Origin of the sequence: Tropicibacter alexandrii (assembly GCF_003667315.2) — a bacterium.
Lineage (GTDB): Bacteria > Pseudomonadota > Alphaproteobacteria > Rhodobacterales > Rhodobacteraceae > Tropicibacter > Tropicibacter alexandrii.
The window spans coordinates 47,884-63,050 of record NZ_RCTZ02000028.1 but is presented as its reverse complement, the minus strand read 5'-3'; the positions used below and the strand labels follow the sequence as shown (position 1 = coordinate 63,050).

The window sequence follows — 15,167 nt, the reverse complement described above, 5'->3', positions numbered from 1 at the left end:
AAACGGTTCCCAGGGTTTCCCTTTTCCATAGCTTACCTTCCGAGCTTTTGGCTCTCCGGTAAACCCGGTCTGGTTCAACCCGTATTTGAGGGCATGGGCGGGGCAACCGAGGCCATGGCGATGCTCTCGACGAGCGGGGTGGGATGTTCCTGCGCACCCGCGATCTCGATCCGTTGCGGACGGTAGCGCGCATAGATGTCCGAGATGGGCGTGTTGTCGCGCGGGATATCAAAGCTCGTGAAAGTTAGCGGGACAACGGCATTGGCCCGAGGCTTGGAGGCGGCGACAGGCGCAGCGGCGGTCTTGCGCGGAGCAGAGGATGGAACGGTCGGCCGAATGTGCGGGATCGCTGCTGCCCGTTGGGCGGGGTGCATCTCAGGCCGGGTTGCGGCCACGGCGTCGACAAAAGGAAGGGCTTCATCCAGATCGCACACAACGGCGCGGATCATCTCGCAATCCTCCTGCACCTTGTCGAAGATCATGAGCTGGGTTTCGACAGAGGTGCCGAGCTTGCGATAGACCTGTCCCGGCATCGTCAGCGCCAATCGCGGCGTCAGGAGACCGCAGGCGCGGGACCAATGCGCGGCATCGCGTTCGGGCGTGAATCCCGGCGGCATGATCGCCACCAGCCGCCCGCCGGGTGCCAGGCGCTTTGCAGCCGCGATGAGATGCTTGGCGGCGATGTGCTTGTCTCGGGAGCGATCGACCGAGGAGGCGAAGGGCGGGTTCATCACCACGACCTCGGGTAGAACCGGCGTCTGCAGCAGATCATCGATATGCTCGCCGTCATGGCCTGTGACCTCGCCGCCGAAAACCGCGCGCAGGAGGCGCTGGCGAAAGGGGTCGATCTCGTTGAGCAGAAGCGTGGCACCGGCCCGGGCGGCGAAAGCAGCCAGGGCACCGGTGCCAGCCGAGGGCTCCAGAACGGTCTCGCCCTTGCGGATCGCCGCGGCCCGCAAAACCAGCGCCGCGAATGGCAGCGGCGTGGAAAACTGCTGTAGCCGGATCTGCTGCTCTGACCGGCGGGTTTCCGTCAGGAGCCGTGAGGCAAGTAGCCTTGCAGCGGCGGTGTCACCTGCCGCGCCGTTCCCACGCAGCAGCACCTGGACAGCCGCTGCCTGCATCATGTCATAGGCCATGCGCCAGTCCCAGGCGCCACCGGCATCGCTGCCATGAAACGTCTCGCGCATGATACGCGCGAGCGCTGAACTGCGCAGGGGCTGGTCATCGACCTCCGTGCCGATTTGCGCGAGGGCAGAGGCGAGATCGGCTTCGGAGATTGCGAGAGCCGGGTTGGCCGTTCTGGGTTTGGACATGGGGATTTTCCTTTGGATCAGGGTCTGAGTTCCAAAGGACAAAAAGCCCGCTTTCGCTTTTCAGGGTGACGTAGTCAGACCGCGCCGACCTCAAAGGCTTGGTCAGGACTTGGGTTCGACCTGCCGCTTCGCATCAATCAATGCCTGTGCGGCCTGCATCACCTGAACCTGAGATGTTCCCGAGCGTGCATCCTCCAGCGCGGCCTGCACCTGCGCGCAAAACCACGTGTCATAAGAATTCGCTTCAGCGGCCACGGAAATGCTCCTCGAGCCCGATATCCAGCAGCTTGCCGAGGTCATCGGGCATGTCTGCAACGCGCACAGCAATTGGGAAACGGTGCCCCGTCAGGTCAGGCGCGCATTGCTCCTCTAGACCGAGGTGCTGCCTATCCTTTTCCGTCTCATTCATTGTGCTTTCTCCGACCGCATTATCAGCCGATGCTACATCTTCGAGCGTGGCGTCGTAAATGATAATGCCAAAGGGTCATAGCAAGCTGGCCCACTTACCGATCGGGCACCGCTTCAAGGGATTTCTCGAACCGCTTGCCTGCCGCTGCAGCTTCTTTCAAGAGCGCGTCGAAATTGTCAGGTGGGTTGCCATCTTCCAGCATCCCTTTGAACGTCGCATAGGCATCCGTCTTGCTGCCATAGGCGCGCAGGGTCTTGTCGTCGTTCACCCATGCCACCACGATGACCTTCGCATCGCTGTTGAACCGGTAGAACAGCCGATACTGCTGGAAGAATTTCGCCCGGAACCAGTGCTTGCGGTGATCGCCGAGTGTGCCGCCTTGCCGGAAGGCGGCGGCACCCGGATCTGCAGGTATGGCCTCGGTGACCAGCTTGAAGATGGCGGCCAGCCGTTTCGTCGGGTTTTTCTTGTGCCAGGTCTTGGGATCGCGAGCCTTACGCGCCTCTACCTCCTCGACCAGCCCTTCGAGCTGGTCCAGAAAGAGTGGGTGCGCATAAATCGACCATCCATTCACGACAAGGGGCGCTTGGGCGGGCACGCTATCGCCGCTCATTCATCCTCGAGCGATAGCGGCGCATCGAGATCGACATCAACGTCTCCGACCAGTGCTGCAAGACGGTCATGCAAAGCCCCATCGAAAGCCCGAATGCGGTCCGGATGCGCCTTGATATCGGCCTCGACAAAATCGAGAAAGGCTCCGAGCACGGGATCTTCCTCGTCGCTGCGCACGGGCTCGATATAGACCCTGCCACTCGGCTCGGTGCAGTAACGAATCTGGTCGCCCTTGCCCAGCTTGAGCTGTTTGCGCACACCCGCCGGCACGGTCGTCTGATACCGATCCGTGAGTTTCGAGACATCTTGTGCGAGGGCTGTCATGGCAGTCTCCTGAAGAAAAGGTTCTTTGCTGCCCGCGATAGGTAATGCATTTGCATTGCCTTGTCAAGACAAGCCGCAGCATCTGCTGTCGCCGGGCAGGTCGATGAACCGTCCGGCGCAGGACCTAATTTCGCCCCGCCAGGAACTCCGCCAGCACCGGGCTAGCCGCACCTTTCGCGGAGCTGAGCAGCTCCGAGCCCGCAAGCGAGGCCTTCGACAGGCGTACGAGCCCACCAGTTTCCTCGATGCGGTAGCAGCGGCGCTTTTGCCGCCCGCGCCTGTAGTGGGTCGCGGTGACAATCTGGCAGGTACTGCCATCGGTGAGCGTCACAGGTGCTGCGAGCTTGATCTTGTCGCCTTCCTCGTAGTCCGGGATCGCAGCCCAGTCCTGGCAGCGCTGGCGCCAGGCATGAGCATAGCTGTCTGGGTCTTTCAGCTCGGACAGCAGGGCCAATAGGCTCAGTGGCGCGCGGGATTCGACCGGTCCCGCGCTTTCCTCCATGTCCTTGTAGCCCCAGCAGCCGTCATCATATCGGGTAAGGAATACGGCGGCGAAAGTGATGGAGCCATCCGCATCGGTGACATAGGTCGTGTCTTCGACAGGGGTGCCGTCGATATTTGTGACCTTTGCCGCCGCGTACCAAGTCGAACCCACCTTGCAGGCTTTGACCAGTTCCGTCTTGCGCCTTTCGCCATGAGAGGTGCAGAGCCGGGCAATCTCCGCTTTCTCATCCGCGTAGGTCTGGACGCGGCCGTCGGTGTAGAAGAGCCAACCCATCACGCCGCCCTCCGGTCATCGATTTCCATCAGCGCATCGAGCGGCACGCGGTAGGGCTGCATGGCGTCGAAATCCTCGCAATTGCCGCAGTTCTGCACGATCGCGAAGGTGTCGCAGGCATCCTTGAGGATGACCCGGAAGGTGCCGCCGAGGCCCGAGGGCACCTCGTAGGTCCCGCCGATGAGATAGTCCGAGGCCCGGCGTTTGAGGACGCGGATGCTGTGGCCATCGGTGGCGAGCCGGATCGCACCCCGCCCCCGGTCGATGAGCACCTGCACGTCATCCAGGATGTCGGTGTAGAACTGGCCGGTCAGATCGCGAAACGCCATGCGGCGCTGCGCCATCCAGTCGGTGTCCCGAAACGGGTTCATGCCATCGGCGAAAGCAAAGGACGGATCGGCCTGCTCGGTGGTGACGATACGGGTGGTCGTGCCATCGATGCCGTTTGAGCGCAGATGCACGCCATTGCCGACGATGAGGATCAGGGCGGGCCTGTCCACGGGCCCGTTCCAGTTGGGCAGGAAGGTTTTGCAGGCGCGTGCATGGGCGATCTGCGCCGCAACAGCGGACGCAGAGAACTTGAGAATAGCCATGGGGATGTCTTTCTGTTCGGTTTGGAAGGGTCGACCCGCGCGGGCGGCATGGTCCACGCGCGGGTCGCGTGAGGACTCAGGCCGCTTGCGCGATGTCGCCGTCAGGCTCCGGGGTTTCCGCCGCGGGCTCCGCCTCATCACAGGCGACACCGGCTGTCTGCATCATGGGCGGGCACCAGGCGGCCACGGCAGCGCGCTGCGCGTCCGTGAGCGTGGCGAAGGGCTCGGCGAAGAGCTTGTCACAAAAGGCGACGATCTCCTTCTTGCTCGACGAGGCCAGCGTCACCGCCTCCTGGGCGAGACCCAGATCCTCGCCGAGGATCTTCAGGAGCCAAGCCTTCTTGAAGCGGTTGAAGAGCGCCGCATTCGGCGTCCAGTGGGAGCGGATGTCGGGCATGATCTCGATCTCGAACGCATGCATCAGGCTGTCGCGCTGGCGGTCCCGCGCGAAGCAGGACTGCGTGGTGCTGGCCGTGGCATAGGCCACGAGCTTGGCCTTTTCGCCTGCCTCCAGCGCGCGAAACGCCGCGAACTGATCGGCGGGCGCGCGGGTGTCATCGAGCCAGGAGAGGTCCAGCGCCTCATGCGCCGCCGCCACCTGCTCGAGCGAGGTTGCGTCGATCTCGTCCATCTTGGCATGGCTGCGGTATTCCTTGCGGGCATCGATCTTGATCGCCTGCGTGACACTCATGCCGCTGGCCAGAACGTCGCTCACCAGCTTGAAGAGCGTCAGATCGAGCGTAGCTTCCGGATGCAGCGCCATCGCGGCCCCAAGCGCCATGGCTCGCTCGGTCTTGAGGTCCTCAGCCAGTGAGGCCGGATAGGTGATTTCGCCGGCGTCTGGGGCCTCCTCCCCGGTCGGGCTAGCCGAGGAGCCGCGCGCGCCCTCCTTTTTGACGGTGTCTTCCGGGCGGACGAGGCCAACATGGAGGGTCACCTGCCCGCCCGACCAGGACGCGATTACCCCAGACCGCGCGAGGTCCTCGGCGCTGTAGGCCTCCTGCAGGTCGCGGGCTTCCTCTTCCAAGGCGTCCACGCGCTCGTAAAGCGCGTTGTAGGCACCGTCCTCGAGCCCCTCATCCTCCATCTCGAGCTGCAGTTTCTCAAGCTCGGCGGTGATCTCATCGATGCGCTTTTGCGCAGCCTCATCAGGCTCGATCGGGCCGGGATAAACGCGGCCGTAGTCGGCCATGGTCGCGTAATCATAGCGGACCATGGCATCGGCCCAGGCAAAGCCCAGCTTTATGCGGGCCTCTTCGGCGGCGGCACCGAGCTTCTCGAGCAGGATGGTCTCGACCAGCGCGGCGTCTTCGAGCACGGAATGCTCTTCCAGAAGGTCAGCGGCGACAGCGCCGCCCCGCGCCTCGTAGTCCGCGCGCACGAAGGCCCCGATATCGTCACTGACCTGCACGCCGCGGGATTTGAGCGCCTGGCGGACCGTATAGGCCTGCAGGTAGCTATCTTCCTTGGTGAGCGCCTCGAAGACTTCGCGCTGCACCTCCTGGCTCGGATGCTCCGCAAAGGCCTTCATCGTGTCGAGCGTGATCGTCTTGGCCCGGGCCGCGGCGCGGATGTCGGGGTGGATTAGGCCATAGCGCAACCGGCCTTTCACGGCCGCCACCGTGGTGCCGAAGGTCTTTGCGATCGTCTCGGGCGTCTGGTCGTCGACCTCCATCATCCGCGCGAAAGCCTCGAACTCGTCGATGGCATTCATCGGCGCCTGGGTGATGTTCTCAGCGAGCGACAGGGCCGTGGTGACATCGCAATCCTCTGGCACAAGACGGCAGTCGATCTTGGCCTTCGCCGTGAAGCCTTTCGCGGCCCTGTCCGCGACCAGCTCCTTCAGCGCGGCATGCCGACGGCCACCGGCGAGGACAGCATATTTGCCGTCGAGCTTCTGGACCATGAGCGGCTGCAGGAGACCCAGAACGGCGATGCTTGCCTTCAGATGGGCGATGTTCTCAGGATCATAGGTTTCCGGCGAGTTGCTGCGCACATTGGCGGGATGTGAGACCAGATCGCCGATGGCGACGGAGACGGGTTTGAAGCTTGTGGTCATGGCGTTTCCTTTTCGGTGGGTTTGGAGCGGCCCGCGCATTCAGATGCGCGGCCAATCCCCGTCTTCAGGGATCACCACAACAAAAGGCCCACTCTCCCTTTGAGGGGTCAGCGGGCCTTCATCGCCTGGGCTGTCAGGAGGGGTGTCCCCTCCCCTACCAGTCGCGCGCCAGCATGATGGTCAGCACGCGCATGGTGGTGGCGGGATTGTCCGGGGCCTCGGCGCCATAGCGGAAGTCGGAATCCGCTTCGTACAAATCCAGTTTCCAGAACACGGTCTCGCCGCGGACCTCGACCGCCCCGAAATCATGCCATCCTTCGGGATCGTTCTCGGGCTCGAAGGTCTCGAACATGCCCGTGGCCTTCACCGCCTCGGCCATGAAGCCGTCACCGGCATTCATAATTGAGCGGGTGACATGCATGCGGCCCTGAATAGACTGGGCGGTTGGCACACCGAGGCACGCGAGCTTGCGAAACGCGTCGTTCTGCGCTGCGATCACACTCGGATCAGGGCGGTCTGTCTGGGGTTGTCCTGTCATGGACATGGGGTGCTCCTTTGAGAAGTTGAAACACCCTTCCAAAAGCCAGCTTTTTCTTTTTCCCCCTGGCGGCAGGACAGAAGCAGAAGGGGCCCTACCCGAACAATCGCTTGGGTCTGTAATTCGGGTTGGGGATGGTTTCGATCCAGCCGCCTTGGTGCTTGATGGTCTCAAGTGCCGCCGAGAGCGGATAAGCGCCCTCGGACGGGCTCCACCAATAGGCGCCGTGCTTGAAGGTGATGATCTTGCGGCGGCCGTCGTTGAAGCAGGCCACCCGCAGCGTCTTGGGTTCCTTACGTGACATGGGCGTCTCCGTTCTCCCTGTGGTCAGGCGGCCTTGGCTCGGCCCCCTGCCCTGCCCGCCTCCGATCTGGCGATCAGGTAATCACAGGCGCGCTGCGCATCCGCGGCGTGCTTGAAGATCGCACCCTTGTCCGACCGAAGAACGCGCAACCAGTTATGGAGGTAGGCAGCATTCATCTCGAGCGTATGCGCCGTAAAGCCGAGCGTCTGACCCAGGAACACCGAGGTCAATTCCGCGACGATCTCCTCGCGCGCGTAAGAGGTGTTGCCAAACTTCGAGAACCCGAAATCACGGTTCAGTCGATGCCGGGCCTTCGTGGCATGGGCCAGCTCATGCGCCCAGACCCCGTAGAAATTGCGCGGGTCCTGGAACCGCGTGATGGATGGCATGTAGACCTTGTCCACGGGGGGCAAATAGTACGCCTCCGTGCCCGTGAAGACGGTCGTGATGTCGATGGCATCGAAAAACGCCTGCATGTGCGGGATGGGCTCGGACGGCGGATGCTCGGGCGCGGGCTCCGGGTCTGGGAAGAAGCTGTCGGGCAGGCCATCGATCTGGCAGGCATTGAACACGCGGTAGGATTTCTGGAAGCGGAAGATGCGGGCTTCCTCGGAGCGATCATCGCCATCGCTGCGGTCGTCCTCGCCGCCCGCGTCTTTCCGGCTTTGGCCGTAATAGACGACGACAGAGGATTTCTCGCCCTTGCGGACCTTTGCGTCCAACGCATTGGCCTGAGGCAGAGTCATCCAGAAGGGAGAGCTGTGGCCCGCCATCACGGTCCGCATCGTCAGCAGGAAGTTGTTCACCCCCTGGTAGGGTTCGCCGCCCACGCGCAGGGGGCGTGAGCTGCCGCCTGCGGTCCAGGGCTTTCGCCAGGGCAGGACGCCGCGCTCAATGATACGGATGATTTCGTTTGTGATGACCTCTGAGGCATCGAATTTGGGCGTACGGGATCGGGCCATGGCTGGCCTCCTTTTCGAGTTTTGGTGAGAGGGAGTGGTGACTAGGTTGACCGACAGGGGCGCGGATCGTTGGCGATCCTGGCACCGAGGGCTTCGACCATGTCGATGTAGGTGGTCAGCGACACGGACTTACCGGGACCCGAAGAGTCAGGGTCGACCGATCCGTCCCGCGCCACCCGCGGCAGGTTCGCGAAGGTGATGACATCGGTGACGGGTCGGATATCGATGAACGGCGTGCCACGTGCGACCGCAAGAGCGGCCAAGGGAAAGCGCTCGATCGGCGCGAAGGTCGACACGGTGGTCCAACCGAGATGGAGGAAAGTCCCACCCTCTCCGCAGATCACATGCGCGTTTGGCAATATCGCCGCCTGCTTCAGATAGCCGAGATCACGCAGGACGGTCTCGCGCTCGAGCCGCTGTGCCTGCCCCGTCTGGCCGGATCGGCGTAGTTCCTTGTGTCGCCACCACGAGGCAGCGGTCGCGCGCAACACGCGCAAGACACCTGTTTGCATGGGAATGCCCTTCATCAGGAACAGCAGACCGGAATCCGGCCCGGACCCATCTGAGGGACCCCAAAGGCCCTCATCCGTCAGTCACAAAACCCGAAGAACACTTTCACTCTTTAGGGATCTGATGCCGGAGAATGTTAAATGCGAAGCTCATGAGAACCTAGGATCCTGCACTTTCCGGCATCAGACCCCATTGAAGAACAGGGGCAGGCCCGGACACGCTCTTTCGGGCACCTCAAAGGCCTGATCCTCCCCGACCCTCCTCTTCCTCTCAAACCCCATGATTTGCGCAGGCGGCTTGCTTTTGTTCCTGTTATGTTCTATTCTGAAACCAAGCTATGAAGGGAGAGCCCCGATGGAAAGCACCACTTACGCCCTGCCCGCGACGCCAAAGCAGATCGCCTATGCGCGCGCGCTGGCATTGCGCAACCAGACGCTTTTGCCGTGGGAGGTTCAGCAGGACCGCCGGTCCCTGAGCGCCTGGATCGACGCACAAGCCAAGCTCACATCCGCGACAGCGCTGAACAGCCTGCCCTCGTCCAAACAGGTCGCCTTCGCCGAACGCCTCGCCCGGATCAAACGCCGCGCCGTGCCGGATGAGTGTTTCCGCGACAAGGGGCTGATGTCGAAGTGGATCGACGGGAACAAATGAAGCTGGGCTGACCCTGCGGTGATCGAGACTACTTCAGCCGATCAACAACCGATGCCCCGCCCGACTTGGCAAGCGCGATCAGGCTGGACTGGATCCTGGATGTGAAGGCGGAACTGAACGTGCCGATGGGCGTGCGGTCCTCCCAGACATAGGACCGCTCCAGAATATCGGTGTTGATCTCGTCCAGCATGACCCATTTGCGGACATGGATTTCTAACCCCACGCGCTGCGACTCGATCTTTGGCACCTCGATGATCAGCACGATGTTGACGAGCGTTGCCGCAACAAGCAGCCGGAGCGGGGTTCGGGTACACCCCATTGACTCTAGCCTACGGCGACCCCGAACAGCGCACCGACCCCGGCTGTCGCGGCCATGGCAAGCGCGCCCCATAGCGTGACCCTTGCGGCCCCACGAACGATGCCTGCGCCGCCGGCGGAAGCACCCAATCCGCCAAGAACCGCAAGGCCAAGGATCGTCGATCCCGCCACCAGGGGAGCGATCTGCGCCTCCGGGACCAGCATTACGACGATCAGGGGCAGCACCGCCCCAACGGCGAAGGTCAGTGCGGACACCAGAGCGGCCTGAATAGGGCGGGCGGCAACGGTTTCCGAAATGCCAAGTTCGTCGCGCGCATGCGATCCGAGCGCGTCGCGTTCAGTCAGTTGCACGGCAACCTTTTCCGCTAGGTCGCGGTCCAATCCCCTTTCAACATAAATCCGGGTCAGTTCCTCCAGCTCGGCCTCGGGCGTTTCCTCGAGTTCACGGCTCTCTCGGGCGAGGTCCGCCTGTTCGGCGTCGGTTTGCGAGCTGACCGAGACATACTCCCCCGCCGCCATGGACATCGCGCCAGCCATAAGCCCGGCCAGCCCGGCGATCATGACCTCGGGCTTGCCGGAGCCCGCTGCGGCGACGCCGACGACGAGGCTCGCGGTCGAGACAAGACCGTCGTTGGCGCCGAGAACGGCGGCCCGCAGCCAGCCGATGCGATGCACCATATGGATTTCAGAATGTGATAGACGGCTCATGGCGTGGCTCCTTGAACGATGTCAGCTTGCTCTGACGTGATGGCCTGTGGTTTGCCCGTAGCTGGCTCCTGCGGCGCGATGCGCAGCGCGCGCAGAGCGTTCAGGATCACGGCAACGTCGATCACTTCTTGCAGGAGCGCGCCCTGGACCGGCGTGAGGTAGCCGAAAGCGGCCGCGATCATGCCCATGACAGACAGGCCGATCCCGGCGACAACGCTTTCGACCGCTATCCGCCGCGAGGCCCGCGCGATCTCGATGCCGGGCCCCAGCCGATCGATCCGGTCGACGAGCAGCACCACGTCGGCGGCCTCGGCCGAGGCCGCGGCGCCCCGTGCCCCCATTGCCACGCCTACATCGGCTGCGGCCAGGGCGGGCGCGTCGTTGACACCATCACCCACCATCATCACCGGCCCGTGTTTACGCTCAGAGAGCACCAGCAACACCTTTTGATCCGGCGTCAGACCGGCCCGCAGCCCGTCGAGGCCCAGCCCCTCGGTCACGCGCTCGGCCACGTCCGCGCGGTCGCCAGTAGCTAGAAGGATGCGCGCGATCCCTTGACGGCGCAGACCGTCCAGCATGGCACCCGCTCCCTCGCGCAGCGGGTCGGACATGACGAGGTGCCCGGCCATGTGACCGTCAACTGCCACTGCGACAAGGACCGATCCGGCGCCCTTGGCGGGGTGATCGCCCACCATCCGCCCGACACGGGACGCCACGAAGCCGTCGCCGCCGACGATCACCTCGCGGTCCTCCACACGACCCAAGACCCCTTCGCCCGGGATCTCAGCCACTTCTGTCGGAACGGGCAGTGTGAAGCCCCGCGCCTTTGCGGCAGCGACGATGGCCTGCGCCACGGGGTGTTTCGATGCCTGATCGAGCGCGGCGGCGAGGCGGAGGATGTCGTCCTCGGTCATGCCATCGTGGCTGTCGATCGAGATGATCTGCGGACGGCCATCCGTCAGCGTCCCCGTTTTGTCGAGGATCAGCGTGCGGATCCGCGCCATCGTCTCGAGCGGCCCTGCGCCCTTGATCAGCACGCCAAAATGCGCCGCACGCGACAGGCCGGCGACCAGTGCGACCGGCACGGCAAGGATCAGCGGACAGGGCGTGGCGACCACCAGCACGGCGACCGCGCGGATCGGATCACCGGTGAACCACCACGCCGCGAAGGCGATACTGACGGTGACGACCAGAAAGCCCAGCGACCAGCGGTCGGCCAGCCGGGACATCGGCGCTTTGGACGCCTGCGCTTCCTCGACCAGGCGAACGATCCCGGCATAGGTGCTGTCCTTGGCCTCGCGCACAGCCGTCAGGTCGAAGGCCTCGCCCACGTTGGTCGAACCGCTCATGGCATCAGCCCCGCGCGCCAGCCGCACCGGCAGAGACTCACCCGTCAGCGCCGCGGTGTCGAGGAAGGCGGTGTTGGACGCCACCGTGCCGTCCACGGGAACGACATCACCCTGCCGGATCAGCAGGCGATCGCCCGGTGCGATCTCCTCGAGAGGCACATCCTCAAGACCGCCGTTCAGGTGCCGCGTCGCGGTCCGGGGTACGCGAGATAGAAGATCCTTCATCGAACGACGTGCACGGCCCTCAGCGAAGGCTTCGAGGAAGGTGCCTCCAGAATACATGACTGCGACGACAGCCGCAGCCAAGGTCTCGCCGAAGACAAGCGCCGCCGACATCGACAGCGCGGCAACGATATCGAGGCCCACCTCGCCGCGCCCAATGCTCCGGACGATTTCGACCACAAGCGCTGCCAGCGCGGGAACAACTCCTGCAATCCAGATCAGGTTCGCAATCTCTGGTTGGCCCGCAAGGTAGAATGCGAGTCCCACGATCAGCCCGGTTACGGCCATCAGCAGGAGTGCGGTCTTGAAGCGATCGGTACGGGTCTGTTCCATGCGGCTCATCTTCCCCCGGCTGAGGCGATTGCCGCTGGTTCTTCGGAAAAAAGACGCCCGACTCCCACGCCCATTGCATTCCCTTCATCATCGCGCAGAAGAAAGAGGGCGTCGAGTCCACGTTGTCTCGCGAGGTCCGCACCCCTCTCCGCACCGAGCACCATCAGCGCCGTCGCCCAGGCGTCGGCCTCGGCACAGGTGCGGGCCACCACGGTGACGGAGGCCGGCGAGGCGATCAGCGGCGCGCCACGTCTCGGATCCATGGTATGCGACAGGCGGCGCCCCTGAACCTCGACCCAATGGCGGTAGTCACCGGAGGTCGCCACGGCGGCGTCCTGCAGCGCCAGAACCGAATGCGGCGTCCGGCGATCAGGGTCCGGCGCTTCTACCGCGATGATCCATGCCTCGCCATCGGGGCGCAGGCCCATAGCACGCATCTCACCGTCGATGCCGACAAGGGCGTCGGCAATCCCATGATCGCGCAAGGTCTCGGCGAGCCGGTCGACGCCATAGCCCTTGGCGATGCCGTTCAGATCCAGCGCAATGGGCGCGGTCTTGCGCAACTGCATCCCCTCGATCTCCAGCACCTCCTGCGCCGGGCGGCGGGGGGCGTCCATCGAGGCGCGGATACCCTCGGGCGCGGCGGCCCCGGGCCCGAAACCCCAGGCCGTCACCGCATCGCCCATGCCGATATCGAAGGCCCCGCCCGAGGCGCGCCCGATCTCGAGCCCGAGGCGCAGGACCGCCCGCAGTTGCTCCGGCACCACCACCCAATCGCCCACCGGCGCCGCATTGATCCGCATGAGCGCGCTCTCCGCGTTCCACGTCGACATCTGCGTGTCCACCTCGTCGACAGCCGCCTGAAGGGCGGCACGGATTGCATCCGTGTCGCGGCCCCGATCCGCGAAGAACAGCGCCGACCAGCGCGTGCCCATGGTGGGGCCGTTCAGGGCGATGCGCGCGCGCTCAGTAGACATCTTCGACATACCGCCCCTCTGCCTTTAGGACTGCGGGCGTAAGCCCGGCAGGTGCGAGGATCTCGGCCAACGCATCGCTCACGCCCGTGGCCATGTCGCGCCCGCCGCAGACCATCACACGCGCCCCGTCGCAGATAAGTCGGGCCACCTGCGCCGCGTCGGCGCGCAAGGCGTCCTGCACATAACTGCGCCGCGCGCCGCGCGAGACGGCGGTGACAAGCCGGGTCAACCGCCCCTCAGCCTGCCAGCCGGGCATCTCTTCGCCATAGAAGAAATCGCTGTCCGCATGCCGCATGCCAAAGAACAAGTGCACGGGCCTGTGCCGCGCATTGCCGCGGATGAAGCCCGCCAGCGGCCCGAGGCCGGTGCCCGCCCCGATCAGGATCAGCGGGGTGCGACCGCGACCGGCATGAAAGCCGGGATTGCGCCGCAGGAAGGCCCGGACCGTATCGCCCGGTTCCAGCGCGGTCAGCTGGCCCGAGGCCAGACCGCCCGGATGCTTGCGCACCACGATCTCGACGAACCCGTCGCGCCGGCCCGAGGCAAGCGAGTAGAGACGTGGCACGGCGCTGCCCTGCGGCAGGACGCCGATCAGGTCGCCCGCCTGGAACCGTGCGAAGCCCGCGCCCGTCAGCCGCTGCCACGGCGTTGCGCTCGGCAGGGCAAAGCGCAGGATCGCGGCCCCCGCCTGCATCTCAGCCCCGTAGTTGCGCCGCGAGACGAGGGTCAATTGTTCGGTGCGCGGCAAGACGGGTTGGTGCGCAAGGTCAAGGGGTATGCCAAGCATCTCGCCAAGCGCGCGGCCCCAGCGCGCGAAATCCTGCGGCGATTGCCGGTCGATCGTGTCGAGCGGCAGAAGCTCGGGCCAACCTTTTGCCTTTGCCGCTGCCGTGACGTCCTTGGCGAAAGCGCAATAGGCCGGAAAACTCCGGTCGCCGAAGCCGAGAACGGCAATCGGAAAGTCGGGCGCTCGGTCTGTGGCGTTCAGCCGGTCGAGAAAGCCCTTCGCCGAGGCCGGAGCGGCACCATCGCCATAGGTCGCGGCGAGCAGGATGATGCGCTCGGCACGGGCGTAGCGCTCTGGCGCGAAGCCCGACATCGGGCCAACATGGACGCCCTGCCCCGCTGCCGTCAGCGCGGCATGCAGGGTCGCGGCGAAGCCCCAGGTGCTGCCACCCTCGCTGCCGACAAGAATGATCGTCTCGGCACGGCCCGCGGGCTGGTTGCCCCGGATGCGCGGCCGCCCGCGCCGCCCGGCAAGCCAGATCAAGACGCCGGTAACGCCCATCGCCGGCACTCCGAGCGCCATCATCCCGAGCACAAGGCCGAGCGTCGCGGCCCCCTGCCCCGTGTGCAGCATGTAAATGGTTTCCGAGACGCGCTCCCACCCGGTCAGGTCGGCCCATGCCACGAGCGCGCCGGTTCCCTGGTCAAGATAGCCGGTGCCTCGGTCGGTCTTCAGTGTGAACACGTCCGTCGCGTCGCCGGGATAGGGAAAGCTCAGCTCGCGCAACTCGGCGACGGGCGTCTGCAGCAGCGTGGCCATCTGATCGAGAGCGAACCCAATTTCTCCGCTCACGTCGGTGGGATCAGCCGGCAGGACGCTACCGTCCGGCAGAAGATCGAAGGTGGAGGCTGTCATCCAGAGGGCGGTGGTGGAGGACAGAACGAGGCCGATGACGGCGATCCGGGCGATCTCGACATGCAGCCTGCCCGCGAACGGACCGCGCAAGGACGCGAACCAGTGCCGCCATCCGCCCGCCCGTCGCGCGACCAGCGCAGCACCCGAGAGCGAGAGGACCAGCATCGCCGCGGCCCCAGCGGCCATGGCGATGCGCCCGCCATCCCCGAGGAAGAGCGAGCGATGAAAGTTGGTGAGCCAGCGAAGGGTCTGGTTCGGGTCGGCCGAGGCCACGCCCGCGCCCGTCGCCGGGTCGATCACGGCAGCACCCGGCGCGCCCTGATCGAACCAGTAGGCGGTGATCCGGCCCGAGGGCGACCGCCGGATCTGCTCGACGCCCGGATAGACGACCTGGATGCGGTCCGCGAGGGTGGCGACTGTCAGGCCGGTCTCCACCTGCGGCGCGGTGATGCGCTCGACTACCGGAAAGACCGAGAGCGCAGCGCCGCTCAGGCTCAGGATCGTGACGAGCGCGAGTGCCAGAAGACCCGGCCAGCGATGGAGTGTACGGATCATGGCCCTG

17 protein-coding genes and 1 pseudogene are annotated in these 15,167 nt (G+C 64.8%); 1 reads left to right on the top strand and 17 read right to left on the bottom strand.

From position 1 onward, the window contains the following. Positions 1–77: 77 nt before the first annotated feature. The 12 genes and pseudogenes from D8Z78_RS22555 to D8Z78_RS22505 form a co-directional block, all read right to left on the bottom strand. Positions 78–1,316: pseudogene (locus D8Z78_RS22555) on the bottom strand (hypothetical protein); the annotation flags it as partial. A 102-nt stretch (positions 1,317–1,418) separates the two neighbouring features. Then, positions 1,419–1,571: an antitoxin PaaA2 family protein gene (locus D8Z78_RS22550; RefSeq protein ID WP_043754116.1), complete on the bottom strand. Its 153-nt coding sequence runs from the start codon at positions 1,569–1,571 to the stop codon at positions 1,419–1,421. Beyond that, on the bottom strand, positions 1,561–1,725 hold the full coding sequence (locus D8Z78_RS24780; protein WP_009819683.1) for a hypothetical protein: 165 nt from the start codon (positions 1,723–1,725) through the stop codon (positions 1,561–1,563). Before D8Z78_RS24780 ends, D8Z78_RS22550 begins: the two co-directional genes overlap by 11 nt. Positions 1,726–1,819: 94 nt before the next feature. Beyond that, entirely contained in the window at positions 1,820–2,338 is a 519-nt protein-coding gene (locus tag D8Z78_RS22545) for a type II toxin-antitoxin system YhaV family toxin (RefSeq protein WP_024099306.1), read from the bottom strand. Continuing rightward, a complete protein-coding gene (locus tag D8Z78_RS22540) occupies positions 2,335–2,661 on the bottom strand; it encodes a type II toxin-antitoxin system PrlF family antitoxin (protein WP_005668772.1) in 327 nt (108 codons plus the stop codon). The genes D8Z78_RS22545 and D8Z78_RS22540 overlap by 4 nt, the downstream gene beginning before the upstream one ends. Before the next feature lie 124 nt (positions 2,662–2,785). Continuing rightward, positions 2,786–3,439 carry a DUF6927 domain-containing protein gene (locus tag D8Z78_RS22535; protein ID WP_043872250.1) on the bottom strand — a complete coding sequence of 218 codons (654 nt, stop codon included), beginning with the start codon at positions 3,437–3,439 and terminating at the stop codon, positions 2,786–2,788. Next, entirely contained in the window at positions 3,439–4,032 is a 594-nt protein-coding gene (locus D8Z78_RS22530) for a hypothetical protein (RefSeq protein ID WP_043872249.1), read from the bottom strand. Before D8Z78_RS22530 ends, D8Z78_RS22535 begins: the two co-directional genes overlap by 1 nt. A gap of 76 nt (positions 4,033–4,108) precedes the next feature. Further along, positions 4,109–6,091, bottom strand: coding sequence for a ParB/RepB/Spo0J family partition protein (locus D8Z78_RS22525; protein WP_043754129.1), 1,983 nt, complete (start codon positions 6,089–6,091; stop codon positions 4,109–4,111). 154 nt (positions 6,092–6,245) lie between these two features. Then, entirely contained in the window at positions 6,246–6,635 is a 390-nt protein-coding gene (locus D8Z78_RS22520; protein WP_043754131.1) for a DUF3768 domain-containing protein, read from the bottom strand. A gap of 88 nt (positions 6,636–6,723) precedes the next feature. Then, entirely contained in the window at positions 6,724–6,933 is a 210-nt protein-coding gene (locus tag D8Z78_RS22515) for a DUF6330 family protein (RefSeq protein WP_043754132.1), read from the bottom strand. Positions 6,934–6,956: 23 nt separating this feature from the next. After that, positions 6,957–7,895, bottom strand: a complete 939-nt coding sequence (locus D8Z78_RS22510; RefSeq protein ID WP_121632250.1) for an ArdC family protein — start codon at positions 7,893–7,895, stop codon at positions 6,957–6,959. Positions 7,896–7,936: 41 nt separating this feature from the next. Further along, positions 7,937–8,422: a hypothetical protein gene (locus D8Z78_RS22505; protein WP_121632252.1), complete on the bottom strand. Its 486-nt coding sequence runs from the start codon at positions 8,420–8,422 to the stop codon at positions 7,937–7,939. Between the two features lie 337 nt (positions 8,423–8,759). Here D8Z78_RS22505 and D8Z78_RS22500 point away from each other — a divergent pair, with 337 nt between their 5' ends. Continuing rightward, positions 8,760–9,056: a hypothetical protein gene (locus D8Z78_RS22500; protein WP_043872243.1), complete on the top strand. Its 297-nt coding sequence runs from the start codon at positions 8,760–8,762 to the stop codon at positions 9,054–9,056. 28 nt (positions 9,057–9,084) lie between these two features. Here D8Z78_RS22500 and D8Z78_RS22495 read toward each other — a convergent pair whose 3' ends face one another. From D8Z78_RS22495 to D8Z78_RS22475, 5 genes are read right to left on the bottom strand one after another with little or no spacing between them, the layout of a single operon-like run. Continuing rightward, positions 9,085–9,375 (bottom strand): hypothetical protein, encoded by a 291-nt coding sequence (locus D8Z78_RS22495; RefSeq protein ID WP_240672230.1) that lies wholly within the window; start codon positions 9,373–9,375, stop codon positions 9,085–9,087. Between the two features lie 5 nt (positions 9,376–9,380). After that, on the bottom strand, positions 9,381–10,082 hold the full coding sequence (locus tag D8Z78_RS22490; RefSeq protein ID WP_043872242.1) for a VIT1/CCC1 transporter family protein: 702 nt from the start codon (positions 10,080–10,082) through the stop codon (positions 9,381–9,383). Next, complete coding sequence (locus D8Z78_RS22485; protein ID WP_121632254.1) at positions 10,079–11,986, bottom strand: heavy metal translocating P-type ATPase; 1,908 nt, start codon at positions 11,984–11,986, stop codon at positions 10,079–10,081. The genes D8Z78_RS22490 and D8Z78_RS22485 overlap by 4 nt, the downstream gene beginning before the upstream one ends. Positions 11,987–11,991: 5 nt before the next feature. Beyond that, a complete protein-coding gene (locus D8Z78_RS22480) occupies positions 11,992–12,972 on the bottom strand; it encodes an FAD:protein FMN transferase (protein ID WP_121632255.1) in 981 nt (326 codons plus the stop codon). Beyond that, positions 12,953–15,160, bottom strand: a complete 2,208-nt coding sequence (locus D8Z78_RS22475; protein WP_121632257.1) for a PepSY domain-containing protein — start codon at positions 15,158–15,160, stop codon at positions 12,953–12,955. Before D8Z78_RS22475 ends, D8Z78_RS22480 begins: the two co-directional genes overlap by 20 nt. Positions 15,161–15,167: the final 7 nt, after the last annotated feature.